The 14,985-nt window shown below is 51.5% G+C and carries 15 protein-coding genes and 1 other annotated feature; all 15 genes read right to left on the bottom strand.

Annotated features, from left to right (window positions below):
* Positions 1 to 22: 22 nt before the first annotated feature.
* The 15 genes from rpsG to GSF01_RS24195 all read right to left on the bottom strand — a co-directional run bounded on the left by rpsG (position 23) and on the right by GSF01_RS24195 (position 14,970).
* The gene (gene rpsG / locus GSF01_RS24265) at positions 23 to 493 is read right to left on the bottom strand and encodes a 30S ribosomal protein S7 (protein ID WP_072338031.1); all 471 of its coding nucleotides are present in this window, start codon (positions 491 to 493) and stop codon (positions 23 to 25) included.
* Between the two features lie 53 nt (positions 494 to 546).
* A complete protein-coding gene (gene rpsL, locus GSF01_RS24260; protein WP_159887860.1) occupies positions 547 to 966 on the bottom strand; it encodes a 30S ribosomal protein S12 in 420 nt (139 codons plus the stop codon).
* Between the two features lie 128 nt (positions 967 to 1,094).
* Positions 1,095 to 1,346, bottom strand: a complete 252-nt coding sequence (locus GSF01_RS24255) for a ribosomal L7Ae/L30e/S12e/Gadd45 family protein (protein WP_159887859.1) — start codon at positions 1,344 to 1,346, stop codon at positions 1,095 to 1,097.
* A 144-nt stretch (positions 1,347 to 1,490) separates the two neighbouring features.
* Positions 1,491 to 5,111 (bottom strand): DNA-directed RNA polymerase subunit beta', encoded by a 3,621-nt coding sequence (gene rpoC, locus GSF01_RS24250; RefSeq protein ID WP_159887858.1) that lies wholly within the window; start codon positions 5,109 to 5,111, stop codon positions 1,491 to 1,493.
* 120 nt (positions 5,112 to 5,231) lie between these two features.
* Positions 5,232 to 8,768, bottom strand: coding sequence for a DNA-directed RNA polymerase subunit beta (gene rpoB / locus GSF01_RS24245; protein ID WP_159887857.1), 3,537 nt, complete (start codon positions 8,766 to 8,768; stop codon positions 5,232 to 5,234).
* Positions 8,769 to 9,154: 386 nt separating this feature from the next.
* Entirely contained in the window at positions 9,155 to 9,754 is a 600-nt protein-coding gene (locus GSF01_RS24240; RefSeq protein WP_159887901.1) for a class I SAM-dependent methyltransferase, read from the bottom strand.
* A gap of 210 nt (positions 9,755 to 9,964) precedes the next feature.
* Positions 9,965 to 10,327 (bottom strand): 50S ribosomal protein L7/L12, encoded by a 363-nt coding sequence (gene rplL, locus GSF01_RS24235; protein WP_159887856.1) that lies wholly within the window; start codon positions 10,325 to 10,327, stop codon positions 9,965 to 9,967.
* Between the two features lie 65 nt (positions 10,328 to 10,392).
* On the bottom strand, positions 10,393 to 10,905 hold the full coding sequence (gene rplJ, locus GSF01_RS24230; RefSeq protein WP_159887855.1) for a 50S ribosomal protein L10: 513 nt from the start codon (positions 10,903 to 10,905) through the stop codon (positions 10,393 to 10,395).
* 103 nt (positions 10,906 to 11,008) lie between these two features.
* Positions 11,009 to 11,173, bottom strand: a sequence feature (ribosomal protein L10 leader region).
* Positions 11,174 to 11,229: 56 nt separating this feature from the next.
* Complete coding sequence (gene rplA, locus GSF01_RS24225) at positions 11,230 to 11,922, bottom strand: 50S ribosomal protein L1 (protein ID WP_159887854.1); 693 nt, start codon at positions 11,920 to 11,922, stop codon at positions 11,230 to 11,232.
* Between the two features lie 78 nt (positions 11,923 to 12,000).
* Positions 12,001 to 12,426, bottom strand: coding sequence for a 50S ribosomal protein L11 (gene rplK / locus GSF01_RS24220; RefSeq protein ID WP_159887853.1), 426 nt, complete (start codon positions 12,424 to 12,426; stop codon positions 12,001 to 12,003).
* Positions 12,427 to 12,465: 39 nt separating this feature from the next.
* Entirely contained in the window at positions 12,466 to 12,999 is a 534-nt protein-coding gene (nusG, locus tag GSF01_RS24215) for a transcription termination/antitermination protein NusG (protein WP_159887852.1), read from the bottom strand.
* Between the two features lie 28 nt (positions 13,000 to 13,027).
* Positions 13,028 to 13,240, bottom strand: a complete 213-nt coding sequence (gene secE, locus GSF01_RS24210; RefSeq protein WP_072338041.1) for a preprotein translocase subunit SecE — start codon at positions 13,238 to 13,240, stop codon at positions 13,028 to 13,030.
* Between the two features lie 19 nt (positions 13,241 to 13,259).
* A complete protein-coding gene (gene rpmG, locus GSF01_RS24205) occupies positions 13,260 to 13,409 on the bottom strand; it encodes a 50S ribosomal protein L33 (protein WP_072338042.1) in 150 nt (49 codons plus the stop codon).
* Positions 13,410 to 13,695: 286 nt separating this feature from the next.
* Entirely contained in the window at positions 13,696 to 14,340 is a 645-nt protein-coding gene (gene sigH / locus GSF01_RS24200) for an RNA polymerase sporulation sigma factor SigH (RefSeq protein ID WP_072338043.1), read from the bottom strand.
* A gap of 114 nt (positions 14,341 to 14,454) precedes the next feature.
* Entirely contained in the window at positions 14,455 to 14,970 is a 516-nt protein-coding gene (locus tag GSF01_RS24195) for an NYN domain-containing protein (protein WP_159887851.1), read from the bottom strand.
* Positions 14,971 to 14,985 lie beyond the last annotated feature (15 nt).

The following is a 14,985-nucleotide window of genomic DNA, read 5'->3' as shown; positions in this document are numbered from 1 at the left end:
CCTAAACTCGTGGATTATAATTCTACCAGCGATAGTGAGCGAACGCTTTGTTGGCTTCAGCCATTTTGTGCGTATCTTCACGTTTTTTGACAGAAGCACCAGTGTTGTTGGCTGCATCCATAATTTCAGCTGCCAATCTTTCTTCCATCGTCTTCTCACCGCGAAGACGGGAATAGTTTACGAGCCAGCGAAGTCCCAGCGTCGAACGGCGTTCTGGACGAACTTCGATCGGCACCTGGTAGTTCGCGCCCCCCACACGGCGAGCTTTGACTTCGAGCACAGGCATGATGTTCTTGATGGCTTGTTCGAAAACTTCCATCGGCTCTTTGCCTGTACGCTCTTGAATCAGACCGAAGGCATTATACAGAATAGATTGTGCTACTCCTCTTTTACCGTCGATCATGATACGGTTGATCAGACGAGTAACCAACTTGCTGTTGTATACCGGATCTGGCAATACGTCTCTGCGAGTAACTGGACCTTTACGAGGCATAGTTATCCCCCTTTCTCAAAAACTCATTCGATTTTGTCAAGCTGCTTGCCTTATTACTTCTTCACTTTTGGGCGTTTTGCGCCGTACTTGGAACGAGCTTGCTTACGGTTGTTCACGCCTGCAGTATCGAGCGCGCCGCGAACGATGTGATAACGAACCCCTGGAAGGTCCTTAATACGACCGCCGCGAATCAGAACGACGCTGTGCTCTTGCAGGTTGTGTCCGATACCCGGAATATAAGCTGTTACCTCAACACGGTTAGTCAAACGAACACGCGCATACTTACGAAGAGCGGAGTTCGGTTTCTTTGGCGTCATGGTACCTACACGCGTGCAAACGCCGCGTTTTTGAGGGGAGCTGATTTCCGTCGACTCTCTTTTCAAAGCGTTGAAGCCTCTTTGAAGAGCCGGGGATTTGGATTTTACAACTTTAGCTTGGCGTCCTTTACGGACGAGCTGGTTAATTGTTGGCATAGTGGCCACCTCCTTCATCAAAATGACTTGCATTTTTCAAGCCCACAGATCCAGGCGAATCATAAATGAACAAAGGAAACGTCTTTGCCCGGGACTTTAAGCAATTCCCGAACAAAAACGTCGGTTTTTTATTCATTTACTACAGCCGCCATAGCGGCGCCTACTTCGATGCCACACGCCTTACCGAGCATATTCATGGATTCAACGTATGTGACCTTAACCCCCATTTTCTTGCAGAGGTTAATCATTTTTATCGTAATCCGCGGATCTGCATCTTTCGCTACGAAAACTTCAGCGGCCATGCCTTGTTCCACTGTTCTCGTGGCTTGCTTCGTGCCGATCGTCAGCTTCGCAGCCTGCTTTACTTTATCGAGATCCAAGTAAATCCCCTCCAAAGCAGAGGTTACGGGGCTTGTAAATTGGCACACTTTGATATAGTAGCACTTCGCCACTATCGTGTCAAGAACCGCCGACCGCCATATTGATGATTTTTTCATACAAAATCAGGCGATCGGCGTAGACGGCTATTCTACGGTAACAGCTTCCACCTCATCGGTGAGCTCATCGATCGGCTCAGCGTTGGGATCGGTAATCCGGATGTTGCGGTAGCGGTTCATCCCCGTACCTGCCGGAATCAGCTTACCGATGATGACATTTTCTTTCAGGCCGAGCAATTGGTCCACTTTCCCCTTGATCGCCGCATCCGTCAAAACGCGTGTCGTTTCTTGGAAGGAAGCTGCGGACAAGAAGGAATCGGTTTCCAGCGACGCCTTGGTAATACCGAGCAGGACGGGCTTAGCGACTGCCGGCTCTTCCCCTGCGAACAACGACACTTTATTGGCATCCTCGTATTCATGGATGTCTACGAAGGAGCCTGGCAGAAGCGTCGTATTCCCTGCATCGACAATACGGATTTTGCGCAGCATCTGGCGGATCATGACTTCAACGTGCTTGTCGTTGATTTCTACCCCTTGGTTCCGGTATACGCGCTGAACTTCCTGAAGGATATAGTTCTGCACGCCGCGGATGCCCTTGATGCGCAGCATTTCTTTCGGGTCGATGGAACCCTCGGTCAACTCGTCTCCGGCTTCGACAACTTGCGAGGCCGATACGCGGATACGCGAACCGTAAGGAACATTGTAGGTCTTCGATTCGGCTTCGCCCTGCACTTCGATCTCGCGGCGGTCCTTCGCTTCGCGAATTTCCTTCACGACACCGTCTATTTCGGTGATGATAGCCTGACCTTTCGGATTCCGGGCTTCGAAGAGCTCCTGGATCCGCGGCAAACCTTGGGTAATATCGTCTCCGGCAACGCCCCCGGTATGGAACGTACGCATCGTGAGCTGGGTTCCCGGCTCCCCGATGGATTGCGCGGCGATGATCCCGACGGCTTCGCCGATTTCAACGTGCTGGCCTGTAGCTAGGTTACGGCCATAGCATTTTTTGCAAACGCCATGCTTGGAGCGGCAGCTCAGCACCGAGCGGATCTGAATGCGTTCCACGCCTGCCGCGATGATCTGATCGGCAATCGTCGCCTCAATCAGCTCGTTGCGGTTAACCAGCACCTCGCCAGTTTGCGGATGGCGGATCGTCTCGAAGGAATAACGGCCTTCGATACGGTCGTACAGCTCCTCGATGATCTCCTTGCCGTCCCGGATGGTGCTGACCATGAAGCCTTTATCCGTACCGCAGTCCTCGTCGCGGACAATAACGTCCTGAGCCACGTCAACCAGACGACGCGTCAAGTAACCGGAGTCAGCCGTACGAAGCGCGGTATCCGCCAAACCTTTACGGGCACCGTGCGTCGAGATAAAGTATTCCAAAACCGTAAGGCCTTCACGGAAGTTCGACTTGATCGGCAACTCCATGATTTTACCCGATGGGTTGGCCATCAGACCCCGCATACCGCCCAGCTGGGTGATCTGCGATTTGTTACCCCGTGCTTTGGATTCCACCATCATGTTGATGGAGTTGTATTTATCCAAGGATTTCATCAGAATATCCGTGATTTCATCCTTCGCCTTGCTCCAGATCGCAATAACGCGGTCATAGCGCTCGTCGTCCGTAATCAGACCACGGCGATACTGGTTCGTCACGACTTTGACCTTCTCGTCGGACTGTGCCAGGATCTCATCCTTCTCGGAAGGAACGGTAACGTCGGCAACCGCGATCGTAATCCCGGCGCGTGTCGAGTACGTAAATCCGAGCTGCTTGATGTTATCCAGAATAACCGAGGTTTGCGTCGTATGGTAGCGACGGAAGCATTCGGCAATAATCGTTCCGAGATAGTCCTTGCCCACCGCTTTCGTCTCAGGCAGCTCCAGCATCTTCGCGCGGATGTCTCCGCCTTTGCCGAAGACGAAGTACGTGTCCGATACGCCGCTCAGCAGGTTCGCTTTGGTCGCTTCGTTGATATACGGGAAGTCGCTCGGATAAATCTCGTTGAAGATGATTTTACCGATCGTCGTAATCAGCATGCCTTCCTGCTGCTCAGGCGTGAAGCTGGTTTTACCCAATGCTTTGGCCGGAATAGCAACACGGGCATGAAGCGAGGCATCTCCGCGATGGTACATGGATACCGCCTCGGCTACCGTACGAATAATCGTATTCGAGCCTTTGGAATCCTTGTTCTCCGTCGTCAGGTAGAAGCTTCCCAGAACCATATCCTGCGAAGGCGTTACAACCGGCTTGCCGTCTTTGGGGTTCAGGATATTGCCTGACGCCAGCATCAGTACGCGAGCTTCAGCTTGCGCTTCTGCAGACAACGGTACGTGAACGGCCATCTGGTCACCGTCAAAGTCGGCATTATAAGCCGTACATACGAGCGGATGAAGCTTGATGGCGCGACCTTCGACCAGGATCGGCTCGAATGCCTGAATACCGAGACGGTGAAGCGTAGGGGCACGGTTCAGCAGAACCGGATGCTCCTTGATAACCTCTTCCAGAACGTCCCATACTTCGGGACTTACGCGCTCAACTTTACGCTTAGCGCTTTTAATATTGTGGGCGAGCCCTTTATTCACAAGCTCTTTCATCACGAAAGGCTTGAACAATTCAAGCGCCATTTCCTTCGGCAGACCGCATTGGTACATCTTCAGGCTAGGCCCTACAACGATAACGGAACGGCCGGAGTAGTCGACGCGCTTACCGAGCAGGTTCTGACGGAATCGACCTTGCTTCCCTTTCAGCATATGGCTGAGGGACTTCAACGGACGGTTCCCCGGTCCGGTAACCGGACGGCCGCGGCGTCCATTGTCAATCAAGGCGTCGACGGCTTCCTGAAGCATCCGTTTCTCGTTCTGTACGATAATATCCGGCGCACCCAGATCAAGCAGACGCTTCAAACGGTTATTCCGGTTGATCACCCGGCGGTACAGGTCGTTCAAGTCAGACGTAGCGAAACGTCCGCCGTCGAGCTGAACCATCGGACGAAGCTCAGGAGGGATGACGGGAAGCACATCCAGCACCATCCAGCCCGGCATGTTCTTGGAGTTACGGAACGCTTCCATAACCTCCAAGCGCTTGATCGCACGGTTGCGGCGTTGGCCTTGTGCCGTACGGAGCTCTTCCTTCAGCATATCGACTTCTTTCTCGATGTCGATGTCTGAAAGCAGCTTCTTCACAGCCTCAGCGCCCATGCCTGCCTGGAAGGCGTAGCCATACTTTTCACGATAGCTGCGGTATTCCTTCTCGGACAGCAATTGCTTCTTCTCGAGCGGCGTATCGCCTGGATCCGTCACTACGTAAGAAGCGAAGTAGATGATCTCCTCCAACGAACGGGGAGACATATCGAGCGCCAGACCCATACGGCTCGGAATACCCTTGAAGTACCAGATATGCGAGACAGGCGCGGCCAGCTCGATATGGCCCATACGTTCACGGCGAACCTTCTGGCGAGTAACCTCTACGCCGCAGCGATCACAGACGACGCCTTTGTAGCGAACGCGCTTATACTTGCCGCAGTGACATTCCCAGTCCTTGGTCGGCCCGAAAATCTTCTCGCAGAACAAACCTTCCTTCTCAGGCTTCAACGTTCTGTAGTTGATCGTCTCCGGCTTTTTCACTTCGCCTCTGGACCACGAGCGAATCTTCTCCGGGGAAGCCAATCCGATTTTCATGAATTCAAAATTATTGACGTCAATCAAGGAGCAACCCTCCTCCAGCTATTGTCTCTCATCAGATCTATCGGAACCCTGCGTCTTATCGATATACGGCCTTAGGCGCCGTACCGGCGTCTAAAACACTCTCTATGGCAGCAAAGCAGCTTACTCTACACCCATCTCCGCGCCTTCTAGATTCAAGTTCAGCTTGTCGCTGGTTACTTCGTCCTCGTCGTCCATTTCTCTCATCTCGATCTCTTGCTCGTCTTCCGAGAGAATTTTCACGTCCATACCCAAGCTTTGAAGCTCTTTGATCAAAACCTTAAACGACTCGGGAACTCCCGGTTCAGGGACGTTCTCGCCCTTGACGATAGATTCGTACGTTTTGACCCGTCCTACGACATCATCGGACTTGACGGTCAAAATCTCTTGAAGCGTATAAGCGGCCCCATAGGCCTCAAGCGCCCAAACCTCCATCTCACCGAAGCGCTGTCCGCCGAACTGGGCTTTACCACCCAGAGGCTGCTGCGTAACGAGCGAGTAAGGTCCTGTGGAACGGGCATGAATTTTATCGTCAACCATGTGCGCCAGCTTGATCATATACATGACCCCAACGGTCACTTCGCGCTCAAACGACTCACCGGTCCGGCCATCATACAGCATCGTCTTACCGTTGCGCTGCATGCCTGCCTCTTCCATCGCATCGAACACGTCGTACTCACGCGCTCCGTCAAATACAGGTGAAGCGGTATGAATCCCCAGGAAGCGAGCCGCCATGCCCAAGTGGACCTCAAGCACCTGACCGATGTTCATCCGGGAAGGAACCCCGAGCGGGTTCAGAACGACTTCGACCGGCGTGCCGTCCGGCATAAACGGCATGTCCTCTTCAGGTAGAATCCGGGCGACAACACCCTTATTACCGTGGCGTCCCGCCATTTTATCGCCTTCGGAAATTTTCCGTTTTTGCGCGATATAGACGCGAACCAGCTGATTTACGCCTGGAGGCAGCTCATCCCCGTTTTCGCGGGTAAATACTTTGACATCGACGACGATTCCATCCGTACCATGCGGCACCCGCAGGGACGTATCGCGAACCTCACGCGCCTTCTCACCGAAGATCGCGTGCAGGAGGCGCTCTTCCGCCGTCAGCTCGGTTACGCCCTTAGGCGTTACTTTACCGACCAAAATATCGCCTGCTGCGATCTCGGCACCGACACGGATAATGCCGCGCTCGTCGAGGTTCTTCAGCGCATCTTCCCCGACGTTCGGAATGTCGCGCGTAATCTCTTCCGGTCCCAGCTTCGTATCACGAGCCTCGGATTCATACTCCTCGATGTGAATGGAGGTATAGACATCCTCTTTCACCAGACGCTCGCTGAGCAGGATCGCATCCTCATAGTTGTAGCCTTCCCATGTCATGAAAGCTACGACAACGTTGCGGCCAAGCGCCAGCTCGCCTTGCTCGGTGGAAGGGCCGTCAGCCAGAATATCGCCGACGCGCACTTGCTCACCCTTGTGACAGATCGGGCGCTGGTTGATGCAGGTCCCTTGGTTGGAACGAAGGAACTTGTGCAATTTATGCTTGACGATATCGCCATTGACCAAACGGCCATCGACGGTCTCTTGCTTGCGCACCCAAATTTCGTTCGCGGATACCTTCTCAACGACGCCATTGACCTTGGAGACAATACATACGCCGGAATCCTTCGCCGACTTATGCTCCATCCCAGTGCCAACGAGAGGCGCCTTTGGAATAAGCAGAGGAACCGCCTGCCGCTGCATGTTCGATCCCATGAGCGCACGGTTGGAGTCATCGTTCTCCAGGAACGGAATGAGCGCCGTGGCCACCGAGACAACCTGCTTAGGCGAAACGTCCATATAGTCGACACGCTCTTTGGCGATCCGGAGGTTGTCATCCTTATAACGGACGATAACGGAATCGTTCGCAAAGTAGCCATCCTCCGTAAGCTCCGCATTCGCCTGCGCGACCACATAATTATCTTCCTCATCGGCCGTCAGATACGAAATCTCTGCGGTAACGATGCCGGTATTCGGGTCAACGCGGCGATAAGGGGCTTCGATAAATCCGAATTCATTAACCCGCGCAAACGTCGACAGGGAGTTGATCAACCCGATGTTCGGTCCCTCCGGAGTCTCGATCGGGCACATCCGTCCATAGTGGGAGTGATGCACGTCCCGGACTTCAAAGCCTGCACGTTCCCGCGTCAGACCGCCGGGTCCCAGTGCAGACAGACGCCGCTTGTGCGTAAGCTCAGCGAGCGGATTCGTCTGGTCCATAAACTGCGACAGCTGGGAGCTTCCGAAGAACTCCTTGATCGAAGCGATGACCGGACGGATATTGATCAACTGCTGCGGCGTAATGGTGTTGACGTCCTGGATGGACATTCTTTCACGAACGACACGTTCCATACGAGACAAACCGATACGGAACTGATTCTGCAGCAGCTCGCCCACAGAACGCAGACGACGGTTGCCCAGGTGGTCGATATCATCCGTGCTGCCAATACCATGGAGCAAATCGATAAAATAGTTAATGGAGGCGATAATGTCCGCAGGCGTGATGTGCTTAACGGATTTATCGATCTTTCCATTGGCGATAACCTTGACTACTTTACCTTCCTCGATCGGCGAGTAAACGTGAATACATTGCAGCGGAATGCGTTCGTTTTCCATAACGCCATTCGCAATGCTGTATTCTTTAAACCCGACGTTGTCCTCCAGGTAAGGCAAGATGGTATCGAGCAAACGACGGTCGATCAATTGACCCGCTTCTGCGATAATTTCGCCTGTATTCCCGTCTGCAAGCGTCTCAGCCAGACGTTGGTTGAACAGACGGTTTTTAATGTGAAGCTTCTTGTTGATTTTGTAACGACCGACGTTTGCAAGGTCATATCTCTTCGGATCGAAGAAGCGAGCGACCAGCAAGCTGCGAGCATTGTCCAAAGTAGGCGGCTCGCCTGGACGGAGACGCTCATAGATCTCGATCAATGCCTTGTCCGTCGAGTCGGTATTGTCCTTGTCAAGCGTGTTGCGGATATATTCGTCGTCGCCAAGCAGCTCGATGATCTCGGCATCGCTTCCGAAACCAAGAGCACGAAGCAGTACAGTTACAGGAATTTTACGGGTACGGTCGATGCGCACATAAATAATGTCCTTCGCATCCGTCTCCAGCTCAAGCCATGCGCCGCGGTTCGGAATAACCGTCGCGGTGTAAGTTTTCTTCCCGTTTTTGTCGACTTTGGTACTGAAATATACGCTAGGGGATCTAACCAGCTGGCTGACGATTACCCGTTCAGCGCCGTTAATAATAAAGGTCCCCGTTTCAGTCATGAGCGGGAAATCCCCCATGAACACTTCTTGCTCTTTAACTTCACCGGTTTCCTTATTGATCAGCCGCACCTTCACCCGAAGCGGTGCTGCGTAGGTGACATCGCGTTCCTTGGATTCGTCTACCGAATACTTAGGCTCTCCGAGAGAGTAGTCGATAAATTCCAACACCAAATTCCCCGTAAAATCCTGAATCGGGGAAATATCCTGAAACATTTCGCGCAATCCCTCATCCAAAAACCATTGGTATGATTTTTGTTGAATTTCAATCAGATTTGGAACTTCCAAAACTTCATGAATCCGAGCGTACGACCTGCGTTTACGTCGACCTAATTGAACAAGATGACCCGCCAACTTAGATTCACCCCTCATATTTGCTCATATAGAACAAAATAAAAGCCTCTCTGGAAGCCTTCTCGACCAAAATCTCGCGAAGTCTAACTTCTTTTAGAAGCTTCTAATCCTGATGCAAGATAATAGACCACAATCCATGCATGCTTACCACAATTTTCTTCATACCTTGTAGGGTTTACGTAAAATCTAAACATTATACGTCAAATGAGTTAATTTTATTCAACCCCGTACAAAAAAGTTCTTGACATTTTAGCGAACTAAAGATAAATGGCCCAATCATAATGCTGACATTTTATAATAATATCACAACACCGAACACAAGTCAACGTTTTTCCAGGATCGAACATGTATATTCGGCGTCTAATTCGGGCAAAGCTCACCAAAGTCTATTGCTTAACTGCCTTGAGTATCCAATACCCCTTATCGCGTTCCACTTCCGTCACTTCCGCAAACAATGTTTCCAGTTTGGCAACTGCCGATGGTGCTCCCTGTTTTTTTTGAATGACCACCCAAAGCTGCCCTCCAGCGGCCAACGCCTCATACGCTTGTTCAAAAATACTGTGCACAACCTCCTTGCCCGCACGGATCGGAGGGTTTGTCAGCACCACGTCGAAGACGTTCTCCTTAACCTCTTCCAGGCGATCGCTTTGAAGAATGGTTACATTCGCAATACGATTCAACTCTGCATTATGCCGAGACAACTCCACGGCCCGTTCATTAATGTCCACCATAGTCACATGCCCCCGGTCTGCAAGGAGAGCGGCGCTCAGACCGATCGGACCATACCCGCAGCCAACATCAAGCACCCGCGCATCTCTGGGGATAGCCATCGTTTCAATCAGCAGCTTGGACCCAAAGTCCAGCCCCTTCTTGGAGAACACGCCGGCATCCGTGACCAATGTCAGCTTATGGCCCCGCAGCGTCTCCTCCAACCGATGCAGGTCATGGCGGGCACTGGGTTTAGAAGTATAATAATGTTCCGACATATCCAGTCCTCCATCTAATCCGTATACATACACTTCCAGCAGCAGCTTTTCTTGAGACATCAGTCGCGCCTCTATTGATGAAGGAAGAAAAACGTCCGCAAGACGGTAGGCATGGCAACCTGCTCCGTCCATTCCAACCTAGCTATGCGTGAACAAGAAACCCCCTTGCGGAGGTCTGCCTCGGGCAAGGGGGTCTGTCGCAAAGCTAGATTACTTCACTTCTACGGAAGCGCCTGCTTCTTCCAGCTTGGCTTTGATGGAATCCGCTTCTTCTTTGCCAACTCTTTCTTTGATTGGCTTTGGAGCGCCGTCTACGAGATCTTTTGCTTCTTTCAGACCAAGGCCTGTGATTTCGCGAACTGCTTTGATAACGTTGATTTTGGAAGCGCCAGCGTTGTTCAGAATTACGTCGAATTCTGTTTGCTCTTCAACTTCTGCTGCTGCGCCGCCTGCTACTACAGCTACAGGAGCTGCTGCAGTTACGCCGAATTCTTCTTCGATTGCTTTAACCAGATCGTTCAGTTCCAGTACAGTCATGCCTTTAATGGCTTCCAAGATTTGCTCTTTGCTCATGGTTAAACCTCCATTATATCAATTAAGATATTTGTTTTTGGGATCTTGCTGAACTTACAAGGATACTAAGCTTCTTGCGCGCCGCCTTCTTGCTTGTCGGCAACAGCTTTGACCGCGAGGGCAAAGTTGCGCACTGGAGCTTGAAGGACGCTAAGCAACATGGACAACAAACCTTCGCGGGAAGGCAGATCGGCCAGAGCTTTGATTTGGTTGAAATCAACAACTTTACCTTCAACCACGCCCGCTTTAACTTCCAATTTATCATTCTTTTTAGCAAAGTTCGTCAGAATCTTTGCCGGCGAAATGATATCGTCTTTGCTGAATGCGATCGCCGTAGGACCCGTCAGGTAGCTGTCCAACTCCGTCAATTCTACACCAGCTGTCGCGCGCCGTACCACTGTATTTTTCAATACTTGGAACTCGATACCAGCTTCACGCAATTGTTTGCGCAGCTCGGTTACTTGAGCGACGTTCAAACCACGGTAGTCCGCAACGATTGCGCAGGAGCTGCCTTTCAGCTTTTCCGCTACTTCCGTTACTTGTGCCGCTTTTTGCTCGATAATTTTTGCGTTTGCCATTTTTGCACCTCCTAAGAGTTTTCCGAAGGAAAACTGACTTCGTAAGCATTCTTTCTTATCGTAAACATCGTCCGCACATGTCGAGCGTCTGCGAAGGCATCTTCGCTGCAAGCAAAAATGCCTTCGCAGACAAGAGCGAAGGCATGATGATTCCCATATTCCATAAGCCGTGAAGCTTTGAATATCGAACTTTTATCATAACACCTCGGCAGGAAATTAAGCCTGAAGCTCAGGCACCTGCTGTCTACGGTAAGCATATTCGTTTGTTAACAACCTAGAACAGGTTAGCACAGCCGACTATAAAAGTCAACCAGCAAACATTTTCTAGCGTTGACCCGTTACGTTGATACGAGCGCTCGGACCTTGCGTCGAGGATACCGCGATGTTTTTCAGGTATACCCCTTTGGCAGCTGCCGGCTTCGCTCTGTTCAGCGCATCGACCAGGGCTTTGAAGTTTTCAGCGAGCTTTTCAGCGTCGAAGGAAACTTTCCCGATCGGAGCATGGATTTGACCAGCCTTATCCAGACGGTATTCGATTTTACCAGCCTTGATCTCCTGAACGGCCTTAGCAACATCAAATGTTACAGTGCCCGCTTTAGGGTTAGGCATCAAACCTTTACCACCCAAGATACGACCGAGTTTACCGACTTCACTCATCATGTCAGGCGTAGCTACGCAGACATCGAAGTCGAACCAGCCTTGCTGGATTTTGTTGATCACGTCTTGATCGCCTACGAAATCAGCGCCGGCAGCTTCCGCTTCCTTAGCTTTCTCCCCTTTGGCGAATACAAGTACGCGCTTGGTTTTACCTGTGCCGTGAGGCAGTACTACCACGCCGCGGACGGCTTGGTCTTGTTTACGAGGGTCTACACCCAGACGTACAGCCACTTCGACAGTTTCGTCGAATTTGGCGCGTGCCGATTTCTTCACGAGCTCGATCGCTTCGAGCGGCTCGTAGAACTTGTCGGCTTCGATCAACTTGGCAGCTTCCAAGTATGTTTTGCCGTGTTTAGCCACTTTATAGTCCTCCTATGTGGTACTAGCGGAATATCCTCCCACTGATTGCCTTGCTTTTCCTCCAGCGAAAGTGCCGGATTAGTCAACGATAGTAACACCCATGCTGCGAGCCGTACCTTCGACCATGCGCATAGCAGACTCAACGGATGCTGCGTTCAGGTCAGGCATTTTTTGCTCAGCGATTTCACGGACTTTGGAACGGCTAACGGTCGCAACCTTCTTCTTGTTCGGTTCGCCGGAGCCTTTCTCGATACCGGCAGCAACGCGAAGCAATACGGCAGCCGGAGGCGTTTTCGTCTCGAACGTAAAGGAACGATCCTCGAACACCGTGATAACCACCGGAATGATCAGACCTGCTTGATCTGCAGTACGAGCGTTGAACTCTTTGCAGAATGCCATGATGTTAACGCCTGCTTGCCCCAGTGCAGGACCGATCGGCGGCGCCGGGTTCGCTTTCCCTGCAGGAACTTGCAGTTTCACCATTTTAATTACTTTTTTTGCCATTGTGTGACACCTCCTCGCATGTAGTATGGCAGCCGTCGCTTACAGCTTCTCCACTTGATGGTAGTCGAGCTCAAGCGGCGTCTCTCTGCCAAACATATTGACGTGCACTTTCAGCTTGCTTTTGTCGACGAGTATTTCCTCTACGGACCCAACAAAGTTGGCGAACGGGCCGACTTTCACGCGAACCGTATCACGAAGCTCGAAATCGATCTTCGGTTTCGGCTCTTCCATCCCCATGTGCTTGAGAATCGCCTCTACTTCCTCAGGAAGCAGCGCGGTCGGTTTCGAACCAGAACCGGTCGAGCCGACAAATCCGGTAACTCCAGGGGTATTCCGCACCACATACCAGGAATCGTCGGTCTGGATCATCTCCACCAGCACATATCCCGGGTATACTTTGCGCATAACCGTCTTCTTCTTACCGTCTTTATTCACCAACTCTTCTTCCATGGGAACAAGCACGCGAAAGATCTTGTCCTTCATGTCCATAGATTCCACACGTTTTTCCAAGTTAGCCTTCACCTTGTTTTCATACCCGGAATAGGTATGTACGACGTACCATCTCTTTTCCATTCCCATTAGCGCCACCAATCAGCCTAGATTATTTAAACACGAGGCGAAGCAGCTCTGAAATACCTAAGTCCAGAACGTAGAAGTACACCGTCACGAAGATGACCGTAAATAACACGACCAGCGTGTAACTAATCAGCTCTTTACGGCTGGGCCACTTTACTTTTTTCAACTCGGACCATGCGTCCCCAAAAAAAGAAAACGTGCTGCCGAATCCCTGCTTCACTTTAGCCAAAAAGGACACAACCTACACCTCCAACAAACTAGCGAGTTTCGCGATGAGCCGTTTGTTCATTGCAATACTTGCAATATTTCTTGAGCTCCATGCGGTCAGGATGGTTGCGCTTGTTTTTGGAAGACGCATAGTTTCTTTGCTTGCAGTTTGTGCACGCTAATGTGATGATCACCCGCATGATGTACACCTCCTACGGACCAGCCTCTGATTTACAGCCCCTTGCACGATCAGCAAAAAAACGCCTACTCGGCTAAGGCTACCTGAATACATTATCACACGGTTATTCTTCTGTCAAGAAAATAGGTAGAACTGTCAGCCTCTCTTGTCGCCTGCCTCTACCACTAGTATAGGCATCCAGCCAGCTAGATAAACAGATGCCGTCAGCCTAGAGGCGCAGGGCCCCGCTGCACGCAGGGGACACTCATAAAAAAGAGCACCTTCTCCGTGAAAGAAAAGGTGCATGCTTATGCGTCGCGGACTTCCAGATAGCGCTCCAGCTTGCGTTTGACCCGCTGCAGGGCATTATCGATCGACTTCACATGACGGTCCAAATCAACGGCAATCTCTTGATAGGATCGCCCGTCCAGATACAGCATCAGCACTTTGCGTTCCAGATCGCTCAGGATCTCGCCCATCTTGTCCTCAAGACCGCTGAATTCCTCCTGGTTGATGATCAATTCTTCCGGATCAGATACGCGAGAGCCGCAAATAACGTCGAGCAGCGTTCGGTCTGAGTCCTCATCGTAAATTGGTTTATCCAGAGATACGTAAGAATTGAGAGGAATGTGCTTCTGACGGGTAGCCGTCTTGATAGCCGTAATGATCTGACGGGTAATGCAAAGCTCGGCAAATGCCTTGAAGGAGGCGAGCTTATCGCCACGGAAGTCGCGGATGGACTTGTACAGTCCGATCATACCTTCCTGTACGATATCTTCCCGATCGGCTCCGATCAGAAAGTAAGACCGGGCCTTGGCACGAACGAAATTACGATACTTGTTAATCAAGTACTCCAGCGCATCGCTGTCGCCTTCGCGGACCGCTTCGACTACGTCTTCGTCAGCCTTGAGGTCGTATTCGCACATTCTCAACTCTTTGAGGTCGACACTCACCACAATCCCTCCGGCCTGCGCTTGAAAGATAAGGCTAGTATACATTATGTAATCTATCAACGTCAATAAAATTCGACTTGCCTTTGCTTGGCATATGCGCGGATTTACGGCATTTCAGCGCCCTCGACGCCAATCCTCCAGCCGTTTCCGGAGCTCGTCGCTCAAAGCCTCGTCGAAGGAATTGCGCCGAACCTCCGTCTCCTCGCGAATTTTACGGCGCACCTCCTGCCTCGCCTGCCGCACCTTGATCAGCAGCTCGCCAGCCGGTATCCGAAATGCGCCTTTGCCGAAGATCACATGCTGCTCGATCATATCCGAGGTAGCCACATAGACCTGTTTCCTCCGTCCTACATGAGAGGTCACCAGCCGTTCGATCAGCTCGTCAGCCGTCTCTTTTTCCTTCGTAAAGTAAACCGGCAGCTTGCTGTGCACATACTTGCGTCCATGACCCGGCACATAATAGGCGTCAAACACCAGGATGACCTTCATGCCGGAGAAGGATTGGTATTCCGACATGATCTGAATAAGCCGGTCACGCGCCTCCTCCAGCCGAATATCCTTCAGCTTCTGCAGCTCGGGCCACGCTCCGATGATGTTGTAGCCGTCCACGATAAGAATTTCCTGAATCATAGCGCACACCCGCCG

This window comes from Paenibacillus puerhi (assembly GCF_009846885.1).
Classification (GTDB): Bacteria; Bacillota; Bacilli; order Paenibacillales; family NBRC-103111; genus Paenibacillus_G; species Paenibacillus_G puerhi.
Note: the sequence above shows the minus strand (reverse complement) of the source record. Positions and strands in the feature narration are given on the sequence as shown.

What these genes read in the sequence shown, in the direction of transcription:
- rpsG (WP_072338031.1), bottom strand. Translation starts at nt 493, where the DNA reads ATGCCTCGTAAAGGTCCAGTTACTCGCAGAGACGTATTGCCAGATCCG.
- rpsL (WP_159887860.1), bottom strand. Translation starts at nt 966, where the DNA reads ATGCCAACAATTAACCAGCTCGTCCGTAAAGGACGCCAAGCTAAAGTT.
- GSF01_RS24240 (WP_159887901.1), bottom strand. Translation starts at nt 9,754, where the DNA reads ATGTCGGAACATTATTATACTTCTAAACCCAGTGCCCGCCATGACCTG.
- rplL (WP_159887856.1), bottom strand. Translation starts at nt 10,327, where the DNA reads ATGAGCAAAGAGCAAATCTTGGAAGCCATTAAAGGCATGACTGTACTG.
- rplJ (WP_159887855.1), bottom strand. Translation starts at nt 10,905, where the DNA reads ATGGCAAACGCAAAAATTATCGAGCAAAAAGCGGCACAAGTAACGGAA.
- rplK (WP_159887853.1), bottom strand. Translation starts at nt 12,426, where the DNA reads ATGGCAAAAAAAGTAATTAAAATGGTGAAACTGCAAGTTCCTGCAGGG.
- nusG (WP_159887852.1), bottom strand. Translation starts at nt 12,999, where the DNA reads ATGGAAAAGAGATGGTACGTCGTACATACCTATTCCGGGTATGAAAAC.
- rpmG (WP_072338042.1), bottom strand. Translation starts at nt 13,409, where the DNA reads ATGCGGGTGATCATCACATTAGCGTGCACAAACTGCAAGCAAAGAAAC.
- GSF01_RS24195 (WP_159887851.1), bottom strand. Translation starts at nt 14,970, where the DNA reads ATGATTCAGGAAATTCTTATCGTGGACGGCTACAACATCATCGGAGCG.